We start from the raw sequence: 17,041 nt of genomic DNA on the forward strand, positions 1-17,041 counted from the left end.
GCCAGAGCCTTTATCTAATTGACCAGACGGCCTGAACACCTTCGTAACGACCTCCGATGGTTACTGACATTCCCATCCCGTGTCACTCATTCGGATTGTTCTGGGTCAGTCCTTCCCCATTCGCCCCTGGCCTCGATATCGACAGCCAACCCCATCGAAACCAACCCATAAGCCCTTGATTAAATGTGATGTGCAGTGGGTGAGCCCATCCCCGACACTGGCCCGCACCACGATTCCGGGTACAGGCCTCAGCCATGAAGAGCACTCTTGCCAGCGACTCCCTTCTCACCGCCAGCGATGCAACGACCGCGCCGCAGCCAAACAAGATGCGCCGGGTCATCATCGCGTCTTCTCTGGGTAATGGCCTGGAGATCTATGACTTCACGGTGTACAGCTTTTTCGCCGTCATCATCGGACAGTTGTTCTTTCCTGGCTCTTCACCCATGGCCTCGCTGCTCATGTCTCTGGCGACGTTCGCCGTCGGCTTCGTCATGCGGCCCTTGGGTGCGTTGCTCATCGGTCGAGTCGCCGACCGCCGAGGACGCAAGGCTGCGCTGTCGCTGACCATTGCCCTGATGACGGTGGGTACCGGAATCATTGCCTTTACACCGACCTACGCCAGTATCGGCATCAGTGCCAGTGTCTTGCTGGTGATCGCCAGGCTGCTGCAGGGGCTCTCGGTTGGCGGTGAAGTGGGTTGCGCATCGGCGTTCATGATGGAGTCGGGCCGAACCGACAACCGTTGCTTCGTGGTCAGTTGGCAGGGCGCCAGTCAAGGCGCTGCGGCACTACTGGGTGCGGGCACGGGCTTGCTGCTGACCAGTAGTCTCAGCGAGGAGTCGTTGCTCGATTGGGGCTGGCGAGTCCCCTTCGTGATCGGGCTGCTGATCGGCCCGGTCGGCTGGTTCATCCGTCAGCACCTGGATGAAACCCATACCGCCACCGCCGATACACCCTCGCTGGGGCAATTGCTCAAGGGGCAGAGTCGCACCCTGCTGCTGGGTATTGCCTGGATGTCGGCGACCACCGTGACCATGTACATGGTGGTCTATTACATGCCCACCTACCTGACCCAGACACTTGGCCGCCCGCAGAGCCTGGGGTTTGCGCTGGTCGGCCTGGCCAGCGCCCTGCTCGTCGTGATCACGCCGATCGCCGGCCGTTATGCCGACGGTTTCATCCGTCGCAAACCGTTGCTTTATGGAATTTCCTGGATGGCACTGCTGACGGTTTACCCGGCATTCATGCTCTTGAGCCACGCGAACATTCTGCTTTGCATCGTGGCCATCATCCTGTTGATTCTGCCGATGGCAATCGGACTGGCGCCGAGCATGGCCATGCTGCTCGAAGCATTCCCCCGGCAACAGCGGGTGACCGGAATGTCGATCATCTACAGCGTCAGCGTGACGCTGTTCGGCGGATTTTCTCCGCTGCTGGTGACATGGCTGATCAACGTCACCGGCAACCCATTGACCCCGGCGCTGTACCTGGTGGCCACTGTGGCGCTCAGCCTGTGCGCCCTGCGTCTGCTGCCAGAGCACCCCGGCCGCGACTGACCGTTCAATACACTGCAACACAGAGGAAAATGCCCATGAGCGAGCCCACGGTTCACCCGCACCTGCTCGACACTGCCATACGGTTTGCGGCACTGCGCCAGGACATTCACCGCCACCCCGAGCTGGGAACCGACACCTGTCGCACGGCGGCAATAGTGGCCGAGCGGCTCGTCGCATGGGGTTATGAAGTCCATACCGACGTGGGTAAAGGCGTCGTGGGCGTACTCAGGCGCGGGCGATCAGCACGTACGTTGGGCATCCGAGCGGACATGGATGCATTGCCCATCATGGAGCGCAACGGCCTGCCGTGGGCGAGCGAGCGGCCGGGTCGCATGCATGCCTGCGGGCACGATGGCCACACCGCCACCCTGCTGGCGGCGGCAGAGCACTTGGCGACCCAGGGTCGATTCGACGGCACCTTGAACTTGATTTTCCAGCCTGACGAGGAAGGATTGACGGGCGCGCGGATGATGCTGGATGCAGGTCTGTTCGACAGGTTTGCGTGCGACGCCGTCTATGCCTTTCACAACATGCCCGGCTTGCCGGTCGGCGTGGCCGTGGTTCAGCCCGGCGCCTTCATGGCGTCTTCGGAAGAAGTGCGGATTACCCTGACAGGCCGAGGTGGCCATGGAGCCATGCCGGAACGCGCCATTGATCCGATACCAGCTCTGGCAGGCATCATCAGCGCATTGCAAACCGTCGTTTCGCGCAACCTTTCGACCAGCGACGCTGCGGTGGTGAGTGTCGGTAAAGTCCGCGCCGGCACCGTCTACAACATCATTCCAGAGACCGCCACCTTGATGCTGGGTGTGCGTACCGCAACGCCTGCCGTACGCGAGAAGGTAGAGCAGCGTATCCGCGAAATCGTTCAGGGGCAGGCAGCCAGCTTCGGCGTGACCGCAGCCATCGAATACCGGTTGCTGGCACCCGTGCTGGTCAATGCGCCCGAAGAAACCGCACGTATGCATGCCGCAGCCTGCGCGGTGCTGGGTGCGGACAATGTGCTGGAACAGATGCCGGTGCGCCTGATGGGCAGCGAAGACTTCGCCTGGATGCTGAATCAGCGTCCAGGCTGCTATTTCGTCCTGGGGAACGGCACTGGGTCGTTCAATGGCTGCTCGGTGCACAACGACCACTATGACTTCAACGACGCCGTGATTCCCTTGGGCGCCGCGTGCTGGGCGAGGCTGGTGGAAGACTATCTGCAACCACTGTGCGACTAGCGCTTGCTTGCCGCCTGAATCAACGCCTTCATCTCTGCCACCGCGGCCTTGAAGCCCACGAACAACGCGTGGGCCACCAGCGCGTGACCGATGTTCAGCTCGTTGACCCCGCGAATCGCGGCCACCGGCTCGACGTTGTGATAGTGCAGACCATGGCCGGCATTGACGATCAGCCCGTGGCCCAGACCGAAGCCTACGCCATCGACGATGCGCTGCAGTTCACCGGCGACATCGGTCGGGGTCTGGGCGTCGGCGTAGCGGCCGGTATGCAGTTCGATCGCCGGCGCACCGATGCGCTTCGAAGCCTCGATCTGGCGCTCGTCGGCATCGATGAACAGCGACACCTCGCAGCCCAGCTTGCTCAACCGCTCGACTGCGGCCTTGATCTTGGCTTCCTGACCGGCGACGTCCAGACCACCCTCGGTGGTCAGCTCCTCGCGGGTTTCGGGCACCAGGCAGACGTGAGCCGGGCGAATCTGCTCGGCAAAGGTCAGCATGGCCTCGGTGACGCCCATTTCAAAATTCATCCGCGTCTGCAACACGTCCTTGAGCAGCAGCACGTCGCGCGGCTGGATGTGCCGGCGGTCTTCACGCAGGTGCACAGTGATGCCGTCGGCTCCGGCTTCCTCGGCGTCGAGCGCGGCCTTGACCGGATCGGGATAGCGCGTGCCACGGGCCTGACGCAGGGTCGCCACGTGGTCGATGTTGACGCCCAGCAGAATGCGGTTACAGGTATTCACGAGAACTCTCCGATAAATCCAGGCCCACAGCATACGTGTTGGTCAGGGCTTGCGAAACAGCTCGCGGCTGACCAGCGGGCGGCCGCCCAGGTGCACCGCCAGGGCCTGGCGCATCAGGCGCTTGGCTGCGGCCAGCGCACCGGGTGTTTCCCAACTGGCCTGGGCCATTGCCAGCAACTCGGCGCCCTGGAACAGCCCTGGCTGCAACAGCTCGACCCGTTCCAGGCCAGCATCCACCAGCAAGCGGTACAAGCCATCGACCGCCACAGGCTCACCATTGACGTCGACGTCCAACGCGAAGCCATACCCCAGCTGATCCAGCAGACGCCACTCGAAGGAGCGCAGCAAAGGCTCCAGCGCCCGCCCTGCGCCGAGTGCCTGAAGGGTGGCAGCATAATGATCGAACAGCTGGGGGTGGGGGTCTTCACTGGGCAACAGACGGATGATCAGCTCGTTGAGGTACAGGCCGCTGAACAGCGCGTCACCGAGCATCCACACCGCCACCCCAGCGGACTCCATGCGCGAAACGTTCTTGAGTTCGCCCTTGCCGCGAAACTCGACCTCCAGCGGCACGAACGGACGCGCCAGGGTGCCCGCCTTGCCGCGCGCGTTACGCAACACGGCGCGCAGGCGGCCCTGGGGGGTGAGGAAATCGACGAGGGCACTGGTTTCGCGATAGGCACGCGAGTGCAGGACGTAGGCGGGTTGTGGCGTTGGGGTATTGGACATGGCTTACGCAAACCTGTAGCAGCGGCGCAAGCCGCGTCACGAACCCTCGCGAACCAACAGAAGATCTGCTGCGCCCTTTGACGCGGCTTGCGCCGCTGCTACAGGGTGTCGTCCGCGATGTGAAATTACTGGTCGTTATACCCCAGCGAACGCAACGCCCGCTCGTCATCGGACCAGCCGCCCTTCACCTTCACCCACAGATTGAGCATGACCTTGGAGTCGAACAGCACCTCCATGTCCTTGCGCGCTTCCATGCCGATGCGCTTGATACGCTCGCCCTTGTCGCCAATGATGATTTTCTTCTGGCCATCACGCTCGACGAGGATCAAGGCATGGATATGCAGCGTCTTGCCCTGCTGCTTGAATTCCTCGATCTCGACGGTGATCTGGTACGGCAGCTCGGCACCCAGCTGGCGCATGATCTTCTCGCGCACCAGTTCGGCGGCCAGGAAGCGGCTGCTGCGGTCGGTGATCTGGTCTTCGGGGAAGAAGTGCTCATTCTCCGGCAGATGCCCGGCAATGACTTTTTCCAGCGCTTCCAGGTTGTGCCCGTGCTGCGCGGAAATCGGCACGATCTCGGCGTTCGGCAGCTGCTCCTGCAGCCACGCCAGGTGCGGCATCAGCTCAGCCTTGTCCTCGATGCGGTCGGTCTTGTTGATGGCCAGGATCACCGGCCCCTGGACGTACTGCACTCGCTCCAGAACCAGTTGATCTTCGTCCGTCCACTTGGTGCGGTCGACCACGAAGATCACCACGTCGACGTCTTTCAACGCTGCCGAGGCGGTCTTGTTCATGTAGCGGTTGAGGGCTTTTTCATTGCCCTTGTGCATGCCCGGGGTGTCGACATAGACGGCCTGGATCTCGCCCTCGGTCTTGATGCCCAGCATGTTGTGGCGAGTGGTCTGCGGCTTGCGCGACGTGATCGCCAGCTTCTGCCCCAGAATGTGGTTGAGCAACGTCGACTTGCCGACATTCGGGCGGCCGACGATGGCTACATAGCCACAACGGGTAACGGGTGCATCAGTCATTGCCATTCTCCACGCCCAGAGCGATCAGGGCAGACGCGGCGGCCACCTGTTCGGCGATGCGACGGCTGACGCCCTGGCCCCGGCTTTTCTCATTCAGAAGGACGACTTCACACTCGACGAAGAACTGTCGGCAGTGTGGGTCGCCCTGGATATCCACCACTTCATAGCGCGGCAGCTCAGCACCGCGCGACTGCAGGAACTCCTGCAGGCGGGTCTTGGGATCTTTGTTGGTATCGACCAGCGTCAGCCCTTCGAACTGCCCTTCCAGCCAGGCCAGCACGCGATCACGCGCTGCATCCATGCCGGTGTCCAGGTAGATGGCCCCGATCAGTGCTTCGAGGGCATCGGCCAGAATCGATTCGCGGCGGAAACCACCACTCTTCAATTCGCCCGAGCCCAGGCGCAGGTAATCGCCTAGATCGAAGCCGCGGGCCAGTATGGCCAGGGTTTCACCCTTGACCAGGCGTGCGCGCAAGCGTGAAAGCTGGCCTTCACGGGCTTGCGGAAAGCGCTCGAAAAGCGCCTCGCCAGCGACGAAATTGAGGATGGCGTCGCCGAGAAACTCGAGGCGCTCGTTATTTCGCCCGGCGAAGCTGCGATGAGTCAGCGCCAGCACCATCAGGTCCTGGTCCTTGAAAGTGTAGCCCAGCTGGCGTTCGAGGCGGCCCAGGGAAGCGGTCACGGCTTGACCACGCTGAACTCACGATCGAACTTCACCACCACGTCCAAATTCTGGATCAGTGGCTCACGCTTTTCGTACTTGAGGTGCGCCTTGAATGCGTTGCCCGCCTCGGTGATGCTTAAAACCTTGTTCAAATCCAGATCCTGAATATTGTTGACCTGCATGGCCCGGCTGACGTGGCCATAGAATTCACCCACCGTATCGACCCGGGTGGACTTGTCCGCGCCCGCCGACTCGATGGCCTGGCTCAGCGTCCGGTAGTCCATGTAGTGCGGCACCAGCTTGAAAGCCGTGCTGGCCACGAACGCGATCACCGCCAAAGTCAGCAACCAGCCAACGATGGACATGCCTTGCTGAGACTTCACTGCGTTCATGCTGGACACCTCGGAAAACGATCGGCGCCGTCCGTGGACGGCGCCGGCGGCGCTACTTGATCAGCCCGACTCGCGAGAAGTTGGGCAGGTGGCTGAGCTTGGGTTCGGGCCAGCTCATCCAGATGGCAAAGGCCTTGCCGACGATGTTCTGGTCGGGGACCATGCCCAGCAGCTCCTTGGGAATCGACGGATCGTCCCAGTAGCGGCTGTCGTTCGAGTTGTCGCGGTTGTCGCCCATCATGAAGTAGTGCCCGGCAGGCACCGTCCACTGGCTGTCGGGCGGCGCGCGATAGCGAGACATCTCCTGGCGAATCACGTGCTCGACTTCGCCCAGCTTTTCCTTGTACAACTCGGCGCTGCCCAGGCTGCCCGGCTCGCTGCCGACCAGTTGCCGGGCGATCAATTCGCCGTTGACGTACAGCTGCTTGTCCGAGGTGTAGCGAATCTGGTCGCCCGGCAAGCCGATCACGCGCTTGATGTAATTGACGTTGGGATCGCTGGGGTAGCGGAACACCATGACGTCGCCGCGCTTGGGATCGTTGACCTCGATGACCTTCTTGTCCACCACCGGCAGGCGAATGCCATAGGAGAACTTGTTCACGAGGATGAAATCGCCCACTTCCAGAGTCGGGATCATCGAGCCCGAAGGAATCTGGAACGGCTCGACCAGAAACGAGCGCAATACCAGCACGATGAACAACACCGGAAAGAACGACTTGCCGTACTCGACCAGCAACGGTTCCTTGTCCAGGCGCTCGACCACCGCCGGCTCGGGCTGGCTGACGCTGCCCTCGTAGGTGGCGATCGCAGCCCGTCGTCGCGGCGCCAGGACGACCAGATCAAGCAAGGCCAGCAGACCGCAAACGGCTACGGCGATGACCAGCAACAGCGGGAAATTTAGTGACATAGGACTCGACTATTCCAACCTGAGCACAGCAAGGAAGGCTTCCTGTGGAATTTCCACGTTGCCGACCTGCTTCATGCGTTTCTTACCGGCCTTCTGTTTCTCCAACAGCTTGCGTTTACGACTCACGTCGCCACCGTAGCACTTGGCCAGTACGTTCTTTCTGAGCGCCTTGACAGTGGTCCGGGCAATGACCTGTCCGCCAATGGCGGCCTGGATTGCCACATCGAACATCTGCCGAGGGATCAGCTCCTTCATTTTTTCGGTCAATGCACGGCCCTTGTAGGCCGCGTTGTCTCGGTGCACGATCAGCGCCAGGGCGTCGACCTTGTCACCGTTGATCAACACATCCAGCTTGACCAGGTTGGCCGACTGGTAACGCTCGAAATGGTAGTCCAGCGAGGCATAGCCACGGCTGGTGGATTTCAGGCGGTCGAAGAAGTCCAGCACCACTTCATTCATCGGCAGGTCGTAGCGAACCTGAACCTGGCTGCCGAGGAATTGCATGTCGCGCTGCACGCCGCGCTTCTCGATGCACAGGGTAATGACGTTGCCCAGGTGCTCTTGAGGCACAAGAATCGTCGCCGACACGATCGGCTCGCGGAAGTCTTCGACGGATGACGCATCCGGAAGCTTCGACGGGTTGTCGACATAAATGGTTTCACCGGTCTTCATGACCACTTCGAAGATCACGCTCGGCGCGGTGGTGATCAGGTCCAGGTCGTACTCGCGCTCCAGGCGCTCCTGGATGATCTCCATGTGCAGCATGCCGAGGAACCCGCAGCGGAAACCGAAGCCCAGGGCGTCGGAGCTTTCCGGCAGGTATTGCAGCGAGGAATCGTTGAGGGTCAGCTTCTGCAGGGCGTCGCGGAAATCCTCGAAGTCTTCCGAGCTAACCGGGAACAGCCCGGCGTAGACCTGCGGCTGAATGCGCTTGAAGCCCGGCAGTACGGCGACATCGGGCGTGCTGCTCAGAGTCAGGGTGTCGCCGACCGGCGCGCCGTGAATGTCCTTGATGCTGCCGATGATGAAGCCCACCTCGCCCGCCTTGAGGTCGGCGGTGGCGGTGTGCTTGGGCGTGAAGACGCCGACGCTGTCGACCAGGTGCACCTTGCCGGTGGACTTGACCAGAATCTTGTCGCCCTTCTTCACCCGGCCATGGCGCACGCGTACCAGCGAGACAACACCCAGGTAGTTGTCGAACCAGGAGTCGATGATCAACGCCTGCAACGGTGCTTCGATATCGCCGGTAGGGGCTGGAATGGTCTGCACCAGGCGCTCGAGCACGTCGATCACGCCCATGCCGCTCTTGGCGCTGCAGGCCACGGCGTCGGTGGCGTCGATGCCGATGATCTTCTCGATCTCGTCCTTGACCTTGTCCGGGTCGGCCTGGGGCAGGTCCATCTTGTTCAGCACCGGCATCACTTCCAGGCCTTGCTCGATGGCCGTGTAACAGTTGGCCACGGACTGGGCTTCGACGCCCTGCCCCGCATCCACCACCAGCAGCGCACCTTCGCAGGCCGCCAGAGAACGGCTGACTTCGTAGGTGAAGTCGACGTGGCCCGGGGTGTCGATGAAGTTCAGCTGATAGGTTTTGCCGTCCTGCGCCTTGTAGTGCAGCGTAACGCTGTGCGCCTTGATGGTGATCCCGCGCTCACGCTCCAGGTCCATGGAGTCCAGCACCTGGGCCTCCATTTCACGGTCGGCCAGGCCGCCGCACATCTGGATGAACCGATCGGCGAGGGTCGACTTGCCGTGATCGATGTGGGCGATGATGGAGAAATTGCGGATATGACTCAAATCACTCACGGGTCAACACTCAAAAAGGCTGCGGGCCGGACGCCCAACGAAAAATAGCCGGGAATTGTACCTGAATTACGTTGGGGTGTGGGAGCGGTGGGTCGAGGGGTGGTTGTCCGGACGTCTTCGCGGGCAGAGGGCCACACCACCGCTCACAAAAAAGGCGACCCGAAGGCCGCCTCTCGCTCACACACCCAACCTGCTTACTCAGCCAGCTTGAAGGTGATGAAGCTCGCCCTGCCCTGACGCAGCACGCGCATGGACACCGAACGATTCTTCGGCAGGCCCTTGGCGATATCGGCGAACTGCTTCGACGACTCGATGGCCTGGTTGTTCAGGTGCGTGATGACGTCGCCGGGCTGCAGGCCGATCAGCGCCGCCGGACCGTCCTGCACTTCCTTGATGACCACACCGCCCTTGAGCTCCAGTGCCTTTTTCTGCTCGGTGGTCAGCTCTGCCACCGACACACCCAAACGATTGCTGCTGCGCTCGGTCTGGGCCTTGGCACCTGCATCCAGGTCCTGATCGTCATCCGGCATCGCACCGACGGTTACGTCGACCGTACGGCGCTTGCCTTCCCGAATCACTTCCAGGCTGGCCTTGGCTCCGGCCTTGAGTCCCCCGACCAGATGCGGCAGGTCGGCCGACATATCGATCGGCTGGCCATTCATGCTCAGGATCACATCACCCACCTGCAGGCCGCCCTTGGCTGCAGGGCCCTCTTCGAGCACCTGTGCAACCAGTGCACCGGCCGGCTTGTCCAGGCCGAACGACTCGGCCAGGTCCTTGTTGACCTCTTGAATGACCACACCCAGCCAGCCGCGACTGACCTTGCCGTCCTTCTTGAGCTGGTCCGAAACGTCCAGGGCGACGTCGATCGGGATGGCGAAGGACAAGCCCATGAAGCCGCCGGAACGGGTGAATATCTGCGAGTTGATACCCACCACTTCACCGTTCATGTTGAACAGCGGGCCACCCGAGTTGCCCGGGTTGATAGCCACATCCGTTTGAATGAACGGTACGTAGGCGTCATTGGGCAGCGTCCGGCCCTTGGCACTGACGATACCCTTGGTGACGGAATGGTCGAAGCCGAACGGCGAACCGATGGCCAATACCCACTCGCCTACTTTCAACTTGGCCGAATCGCCCAGCTTGACCGTGGGCAGGTTCTTGCCGTCGATTTTCAACAGCGCCACGTCGGTGCGTGGATCGGTGCCGACCAGCTTGGCCTTCAGCTCACTGCGATCGGACAAACGCACGATGATTTCGTCGGCGTCGGCAATCACGTGATTGTTGGTGAGCACATAGCCATCAGCCGACACGATGAAGCCCGAGCCCAGTGACTGCGCTTCGCGCTGACGATCTCCGCGTTGCGGGGACCGCGGCCCACCGCGCGGCATGTTGCGTTCGAAGAACTCGCGAAACATCGGCGGCAAGCCTTCCAGATCTGGCATCTGGCTCGCAGCCACCCCGCGATCCGGCAGCTTCTGCGTGGTACTGATGTTCACCACGGCGGGCGAAGCCTGCTCGACCAGCGTGGTGAAATCAGGCAACGCTTCAGCTTGGACGCTGGCAACGTTGCCCAGCATCAGCACTGCCGCGAACAGTGAAAGAAAGGGGTTGAAACGTGTTATCGACATACGGCTCCCGTTCGTAACGAGCGTGGTTGAGCAATAGGGTTGTGCGACCGACAAAACCAGGATTCAGCCCTCTGGCAATCCCGCGTTTTGCTGTGGCGCACGGCAGCGAGCCTGTGACTGCAGAAATGACTCGCCCCCGAAGCACAGACCTATAAGAAAAAAACCGGCGGTTTGCAACCTGCATGAAACAGCTTTCACGTTACGTTGCGACGATTAATCGAACATGAAGGAGTGTCACCAGGCATGGCAACACCTCCAGGCGCGCACCGTTCAACGGCGAGCTTGACCATCCTGCCGTTGCATCGACAGGGCTATTCGCTCTGCGGTGCCCAGCGGAATTTCACCCACCACCGTGATCATCATTTCTCCGTCTGCAGTCTTCAGTCGCCGCGACACGGCCGCCGTCGGGCCAAGCTGTACGCGGGTATCACGCGCCGAAGCGCCATTGAGCGGTTCGAGAAATACAGAAAAATGCGCAAGGCCATCGGCATACAGCAGGCTGGTCACACTGGCATTGCTCGCAGAGGATTTGCGCAGACCAGTCTGGGCCAGTTCGAAGCCAGCCGGAATCCATTTGGAGCGCCAAGCGGACACGTCGCGTGGTGCGGGCCCGGCGACGGTATGCAATACAGGCTTACAATTTGGTGTCGCTTTCAAGTCAGCCGACGCGGGCGCTCCTGGTTCCAGACGCGTGTACTGCAAGCGTTCGAGCAATCGCCCCTGTGCGTCGATCAGCAGAGACTTGAGCAACAGGCCGGTGCGTGTATCCAGATGCATTTCGAAGGCATAGCGATCGCGATCCTTGGGAACCAGAGTCACCACCACCGCATCGCGCCCGGCGACCCTGGATGCTCCGGCAACGCGCAGCTCGTACCACGACATCAGTTTGAGCGGATCGACAACGCCATCGTGGCCGGCAGGCCCTTGCCCCACGCTGAGCATTGGATTGCCCGTCGCACAGGACGTACGACCACCGACCTGGACACGTTCGGAAGCAACACCGTCGAGCTTGAGCACACGCTCGTGCACCCCGCCGTCGCCGGCACGGTGCCAAACCTGATAGGTGGAGAAGTCGCCGTCGCGTTCGTAAACGAACGTACCTTCGAAATTCTGCGTGCGCTCGGCGCGCGTCATGCTTTCAAGCCACTGCGCTGCATCAGGAGCCGCAGCGACCGGTGCGGCCAAGCCAAGGAGAAATGGCAGGAATAGAGCCGCACGCATGATCGGGATTAACGGTTTTCCATGCTCGCGGAGCGGGCATAGGGCAGAGCGCTTTCGGAACCCTTGGCAGCCGCTTCTTGCGAGTGCTGACGCAGGTAGCCCGGCAGACGCTGGTCGTTCAAGCCTTCCTCACCCTTCAGCACGCCATTGGCCATGGGCCCTGGAGCGTCGGAACTGTCAGGCGTGTAGCCTGCCAGAACGGCCGGACCTTGTACCATCGGCGTCGACGGTGCCTGCAGTGCAGGCTGCTGCTGCGCCAGTTCGGCACCGGTAATGTCGTCCTGATTGTACAGGCGTACACCTGCCAGCACTGCGACCGTCACCGAAGCAGCCACGGCCAGACGACCGAGGCTGCGCCATGGGCCGCGAGCAGCTGCTGCAGGCGCAACATCTTCGGCAATGGCTGCTGATACTGCAGCCGACAGATCCAGGCGCGGATCCAGAAGATCCTTGTGCATGACGGCACGGGCGACCTGAAAGCGTGCCCAGGTGGCACGGGTTTCGGCATCGTCCAATGCGGTCAGTACCCGACGCAGTTCCAATTCGTCCGCTTCGTTATCCATCACTGCGGACAGCGATTCCTGCAGGGCTTCACGACTCATGGCGTTCCTCTCTTGGCTATCGCCGCTGTCTCAGGATTCCTGCAACAACGGCTGCAGGGCTTTGTCGATGGCTTCCCGGGCACGAAAAATCCGCGACCGCACGGTCCCCACCGGACACTGCATGACACTGGCAATGTCTTCGTAACTCAAGCCGTCGAACTCACGCAGGGTCAACGCCGTGCGCAGGTCTTCGGGCAACTGCTGAATGGTTCGATGGACGGTGCCTTCGATCTCATCGCGCAGCAATGAACGTTCCGGTGACTCGAGATCCTTCAGGCCATGATCGCCGTCATAGAACTCCGCGTCCTCGGAACTTACGTCGCTGTCTGGTGGCCTGCGTCCGCGGGACACCAGATAGTTCTTCGCCGTGTTGATGGCGATGCGGTACAGCCACGTGTAGAACGCGCTGTCCCCGCGAAAATTGCCCAACGCGCGGTAAGCCTTGATAAAGGCTTCCTGCGCCACGTCCTGGGCTTCATGGGTGTCGTGCACGAACCGCACGATCAACCCGAGAATCTTGTGCTGATACTTCAGCACCAACAGATCAAACGCTCGCCGATCACCGCGTTGTACACGCTCGACCAGCTGCCGATCCTCTTCCTGGGTTAGCATGAACACTCCTCATGGGTCCGGAAGGAGCGCTGCTCAGGCCATCGTTCAGGCTTGCAACCATAGACTCGGGCTATTCGCAAAAGTTCTCCCCTCCAGGCAAGTTTCCCGCAGGCCCGGATCAAGCCTGCACGGAAAGCGCAGCCCGAACATGCCGGGCTGCGCCGATAATCTTTCCGCCGATCGCCGCATCCAGGCATTGCTGGTGCAACCATTGATCGACACTGTTTCCTTCTTATAGGCAACCTTCTATTGATTGCGGGGTTTCTTGGAAAGTTCCCACAAAAACGAAGGTTTAGGCCTACACGCACGGCTTGTTAGCTCCCAAAACTGAAGTGATTCAGCTTTAGCTGCCCTGGTCGAGCTGTCTGTGCACATAGCGCAAGCGTTGATACGGCTGCTATAAATGCCGCGCTGTACCAGCGGGAAATGCTGGATGCCGTGCGTCGAAGGTGCCGCTATTGTGCCGCTACCCCCTTGGATATACCAGCGGGACGTGCACAACAGGCACGAACGGCACACTGGATAGCGCTTCACGCAACTTCAATTTCGACCTGCGGACGACCTTCGAATGGGCAAGCAACTGCAACACGATGTTCTGGTGATCGGTAGCGGAGCCGCAGGCTTGAGCCTTGCACTGGCGTTGCCCGACACGCTGCGCATTGCGGTCATCAGCAAGGGCGGGCTCGGCGATGGCTCGACGCCTTGGGCACAAGGCGGCGTGGCGGCCGTACTGGCCGACACCGATACCGTCGAGGCTCACGTACAGGACACTCTCGAAGCGGGCGCCGGCCTATGCGATGAAGAGGGAGTGCGCTTCACCGTAGAGCACAGCCGGACGGCGATTCAGTGGTTGGTCGAGTTGGGCGTGCCGTTTACCCGTGAACACGAATCGGATCCCGAGCACACCGGCTTCCCCTTTCACCTGACCCGTGAAGGCGGGCACAGCCAGCGCCGCATCATTCATGCGGCGGATGCCACCGGCGCGGCGATGTTCGACACGCTGTTGGCAGCGGCGCGCCTGCGGCCCAACATCGAACTCATGGAGCAGTGCGCGGCCATCGACCTGATTACCGAACGGCGCCTGGGCCGCGTGGAGGACCGCTGTCTCGGTGCCTACGTGCTGGATCATCGCAGCGGCGCGGTGAACACTCACGCGGCGCGCTTCACCGTACTGGCAACCGGTGGCGCCGCCAAGGTCTACCTGTACACCAGCAACCCCGACGGTGCCTGCGGCGATGGCATTGCCATGGCATGGCGCGCGGGCTGCCGGGTCGCCAATCTGGAATTCAACCAGTTCCACCCGACCTGCCTGTATCACCCCCAGGCCAAGAGCTTTCTCATCACCGAAGCGCTGCGTGGCGAGGGCGCCCTGCTCAAGCTGGCCAACGGCGAGCGTTTCATGCCCCGCTTCGACTCGCGCGCCGAGCTTGCCCCGCGCGATATCGTGGCACGCGCCATCGACCACGAAATGAAGCGGCTGGGCGCCGAGTGTGTGTACCTGGACATCAGCCACAAACCGGCGGACTTCATCCGCAGCCATTTCCCGACGGTGTATCAACGCTGCCTCACGTTCGGCATCGACATCACCCGCCAGCCGATTCCGGTGGTGCCAGCCGCCCACTACACCTGTGGCGGCGTGCAGGTGGACCGGCACGGCCGCACCGACGTCCCCTGTCTGTATGCCATTGGCGAAACCAGTTGCACTGGCCTGCACGGCGCCAACCGCATGGCCAGCAATTCACTGCTCGAGTGCATCGTCTACGCGCGCTCCGCCGCCGAGCACATCGTTTCGTGCCTGGCCGATGTCGCAATGCCCGGAGCGTTGCCGCAGTGGGACGCCAGCCAGGTGACCGATTCGGACGAGGACGTGATCATCGCCCACAACTGGGACGAGCTGCGGCGCTTCATGTGGGACTACGTGGGCATCGTGCGCACCACCAAGCGCCTGCAGCGCGCACAGCACCGAGTGCGCCTGCTGCTCGACGAGATCGACGAGTTCTACAGCAACTATAAGGTGAGCCGCGACCTGATCGAACTGCGCAACCTGGCGCAGGTGGCCGAGCTGATGATCGCTTCAGCCATGCAGCGCAAGGAAAGCCGAGGCCTGCACTACACGCTCGACTATCCAGACCTGCTGCCAGAGGCGCACGACACTATCCTGGAACCGCCCACCTTCGCCGACTGAACTTGAGGCGCAGGCGCAGGCGTCGATGGGTGTCTGCATCCAGGCAGTCAGGCAAGACACAGGCGCTGCGCACCCGTCGCTGACCAACCAGACGGAAGCGCAGCACGACCACCTGCGGCAGCGCCATGCTGTCGGGGCGCAGCTGCGCCGCTTGCCAGCCATCCGCCACGGTCCATACTGCCCAGCCACTGCGGTCGCGGCGCAGGCCGGTCACGGCGTGGGGGCTGACGAGCAACACGTGCCGCGGCAATACGTGAAGCGCATGCACGATGCACAGCGCGGCGGCCGCCAGGTGCACGAGGATAGGTGCATCCATCAGCAGGTTTGCCAGCCACGCCGTGGCCTGCGCCAGCACGTAGACGGCCAGCAGCCGCCGCGAGGGCTGCCAACGGCATTCGAAGCGGTTACTTGGGCTGGACACGATCCAGGATCATCCGAACCATGCGTTGCAACTCGGGGTCATCGGACTCGTTGCGCTCCATGAACCAGCCGAACATGTCCTGATCTTCGCATTCGAGCAGGCGTACGTAGACGTCGCGATCCACCTGATTCAAGTGGGGATAGACTTCCTTGACGAAAGGCACCAGCAACACGTCCAGCTCCAGCATGCCGCGGCGGCTGTGCCAGTAAAGCCGGTTGAGTTCAACGTTTTCGACCATGGGGGGCTCCTTGAATAGGCGCGCAGTATACAGAGGCGTCGGTGGGGTGTCAGGGCGGCGGGGATAGCATTCCCCCGGCGCGGGGCTCTATGATGATGTCCAGTCCCTTCAACTCAGCGATGACCCATGTCCGATAGCGCTATGTTCTGCACCCTGACCCACGAGGGCGTCCTTGCCGTTCGCGGCTCGGACGCCGGCAAGTTCCTGCAGGGCCAGCTCACCTGCAACCTCAACTACCTGGACGAGCACACGGCCAGTCTCGGCGCGCGCTGCACGCAGAAAGGCCGCATGCAGTCCAGCTTTCGCATTCTTTTGCAGGGCGATGGCTGTGTTCTGGCCATGGCCCGCGGCCTGCTCGAAGCACAATTGGCGGACCTGAAGAAGTACGCGGTGTTCTCCAAGTCCAAGCTCACCGACGAGAGCGACGCCTGGGTGCGCTTCGGCGTGCAGCATGGCGATGGCGCGCTGAACGCGCTGGGCCTGGACCTGCCCCTGGACACCGATGCCGTGGTACGTCACGGCGCGCTGATCGCGGTGCGCGTGTCGCCGGCGCGGGCCGAGCTGTGGGCGCCTGCCGAGCAGGCCGAGAATCTGGCCGCCCGGCTGGCCGAACAGCTGGCCCAGGGCTCGCTCGACGACTGGCTGCTGGGGCAGATACGCGCCGGCATCGGCCAGGTGCTGGAGCCGACTCGCGAGCTGTTCATCCCGCAGATGCTCAACCTGCAGGCGGTGGGCGGCGTGAGTTTCAAGAAGGGTTGCTACACCGGCCAGGAAATCGTGGCGCGCATGCAGTACCTGGGCAAACTCAAGCGACGCCTCTACCACGCGCAACTGGCCGGCCCGACACGCCCGGAACCGGGTACTGCGCTGTTCTCGCCGGTGCATGGCAGCGCCATCGGCGAGATTGCCCTGGCCGCACCGACGGCCGAGGGCTACGAGGCTCTGGTCGTATTGCAGGACAACGCGGTCGAGGATGGTCGCATTCATCTGGGCAGTCTCGAAGGTCCTGCGCTGGCACTTCTCACCTTGCCCTATACACTTGATCGAGACCGTGAAATACAGCGCTGACATCGCCCGCCGCAGGGC

General features: G+C 62.0%; 17 protein-coding genes. 4 read left to right on the forward strand and 13 right to left on the reverse strand.

The features are described from left to right. Positions 1 to 254: 254 nt before the first annotated feature. Together IFT57_RS03375 and IFT57_RS03380 are read left to right on the forward strand one after the other, a co-directional pair. Positions 255 to 1,556, forward strand: a complete 1,302-nt coding sequence (locus tag IFT57_RS03375; protein ID WP_192150500.1) for an MFS transporter — start codon at positions 255 to 257, stop codon at positions 1,554 to 1,556. Positions 1,557 to 1,591: 35 nt separating this feature from the next. Next, positions 1,592 to 2,779: a M20 aminoacylase family protein gene (locus tag IFT57_RS03380; RefSeq protein ID WP_192150502.1), complete on the forward strand. Its 1,188-nt coding sequence runs from the start codon at positions 1,592 to 1,594 to the stop codon at positions 2,777 to 2,779. On the opposite strand, the gene pdxJ is transcribed toward IFT57_RS03380, so the two are convergent. From pdxJ to rpoE, 11 genes are all read right to left on the reverse strand, one after another. Then, entirely contained in the window at positions 2,776 to 3,519 is a 744-nt protein-coding gene (gene pdxJ, locus IFT57_RS03385; RefSeq protein WP_342030328.1) for a pyridoxine 5'-phosphate synthase, read from the reverse strand. The genes IFT57_RS03380 and pdxJ overlap by 4 nt on opposite strands. A 42-nt stretch (positions 3,520 to 3,561) precedes the next feature. After that, the gene (recO, locus tag IFT57_RS03390; protein ID WP_192150506.1) at positions 3,562 to 4,248 is read right to left on the reverse strand and encodes a DNA repair protein RecO; all 687 of its coding nucleotides are present in this window, start codon (positions 4,246 to 4,248) and stop codon (positions 3,562 to 3,564) included. A gap of 125 nt (positions 4,249 to 4,373) precedes the next feature. Then, complete coding sequence (era, locus tag IFT57_RS03395) at positions 4,374 to 5,276, reverse strand: GTPase Era (RefSeq protein ID WP_122797209.1); 903 nt, start codon at positions 5,274 to 5,276, stop codon at positions 4,374 to 4,376. After that, entirely contained in the window at positions 5,269 to 5,958 is a 690-nt protein-coding gene (gene rnc, locus IFT57_RS03400; RefSeq protein WP_122479360.1) for a ribonuclease III, read from the reverse strand. The genes era and rnc overlap by 8 nt, the downstream gene beginning before the upstream one ends. After that, positions 5,955 to 6,332, reverse strand: coding sequence for a DUF4845 domain-containing protein (locus tag IFT57_RS03405; protein ID WP_122713330.1), 378 nt, complete (start codon positions 6,330 to 6,332; stop codon positions 5,955 to 5,957). Before IFT57_RS03405 ends, rnc begins: the two co-directional genes overlap by 4 nt. A 52-nt stretch (positions 6,333 to 6,384) precedes the next feature. Next, a complete protein-coding gene (lepB, locus tag IFT57_RS03410; RefSeq protein WP_122713331.1) occupies positions 6,385 to 7,239 on the reverse strand; it encodes a signal peptidase I in 855 nt (284 codons plus the stop codon). Between the two features lie 9 nt (positions 7,240 to 7,248). Then, complete coding sequence (gene lepA / locus IFT57_RS03415) at positions 7,249 to 9,045, reverse strand: translation elongation factor 4 (RefSeq protein WP_122479362.1); 1,797 nt, start codon at positions 9,043 to 9,045, stop codon at positions 7,249 to 7,251. A 194-nt stretch (positions 9,046 to 9,239) separates the two neighbouring features. Next, positions 9,240 to 10,625, reverse strand: coding sequence for a DegQ family serine endoprotease (locus tag IFT57_RS03420; RefSeq protein ID WP_244651019.1), 1,386 nt, complete (start codon positions 10,623 to 10,625; stop codon positions 9,240 to 9,242). 321 nt (positions 10,626 to 10,946) lie between these two features. Further along, positions 10,947 to 11,897 carry a MucB/RseB C-terminal domain-containing protein gene (locus tag IFT57_RS03425; RefSeq protein ID WP_192150508.1) on the reverse strand — a complete coding sequence of 317 codons (951 nt, stop codon included), beginning with the start codon at positions 11,895 to 11,897 and terminating at the stop codon, positions 10,947 to 10,949. Positions 11,898 to 11,905: 8 nt separating this feature from the next. Continuing rightward, positions 11,906 to 12,499, reverse strand: a complete 594-nt coding sequence (locus tag IFT57_RS03430) for a sigma-E factor negative regulatory protein (protein ID WP_122797207.1) — start codon at positions 12,497 to 12,499, stop codon at positions 11,906 to 11,908. 30 nt (positions 12,500 to 12,529) lie between these two features. After that, entirely contained in the window at positions 12,530 to 13,111 is a 582-nt protein-coding gene (gene rpoE / locus IFT57_RS03435; RefSeq protein ID WP_192150510.1) for an RNA polymerase sigma factor RpoE, read from the reverse strand. Positions 13,112 to 13,679: 568 nt separating this feature from the next. Between rpoE and nadB the strand changes: the two genes are divergently transcribed. Further along, positions 13,680 to 15,296, forward strand: coding sequence for an L-aspartate oxidase (gene nadB / locus IFT57_RS03440; protein ID WP_192150512.1), 1,617 nt, complete (start codon positions 13,680 to 13,682; stop codon positions 15,294 to 15,296). Here nadB and IFT57_RS03445 read toward each other — a convergent pair. Together IFT57_RS03445 and IFT57_RS03450 are read right to left on the reverse strand one after the other, a co-directional pair. Then, the gene (locus IFT57_RS03445; protein ID WP_192150514.1) at positions 15,265 to 15,717 is read right to left on the reverse strand and encodes a protein YgfX; all 453 of its coding nucleotides are present in this window, start codon (positions 15,715 to 15,717) and stop codon (positions 15,265 to 15,267) included. The genes nadB and IFT57_RS03445 overlap by 32 nt on opposite strands. Beyond that, positions 15,701 to 15,955: an FAD assembly factor SdhE gene (locus IFT57_RS03450; RefSeq protein ID WP_122479368.1), complete on the reverse strand. Its 255-nt coding sequence runs from the start codon at positions 15,953 to 15,955 to the stop codon at positions 15,701 to 15,703. Before IFT57_RS03450 ends, IFT57_RS03445 begins: the two co-directional genes overlap by 17 nt. A gap of 126 nt (positions 15,956 to 16,081) precedes the next feature. On the opposite strand from IFT57_RS03450, the gene ygfZ reads away from it, so the two are divergent. Further along, positions 16,082 to 17,023 (forward strand): CAF17-like 4Fe-4S cluster assembly/insertion protein YgfZ, encoded by a 942-nt coding sequence (gene ygfZ, locus IFT57_RS03455; protein WP_192150516.1) that lies wholly within the window; start codon positions 16,082 to 16,084, stop codon positions 17,021 to 17,023. Positions 17,024 to 17,041 lie beyond the last annotated feature (18 nt).

The sequence above is a fragment of the Pseudomonas sp. CFBP 13719 genome, assembly GCF_014842095.1.
Taxonomy (GTDB): domain Bacteria; phylum Pseudomonadota; class Gammaproteobacteria; order Pseudomonadales; family Pseudomonadaceae; genus Aquipseudomonas.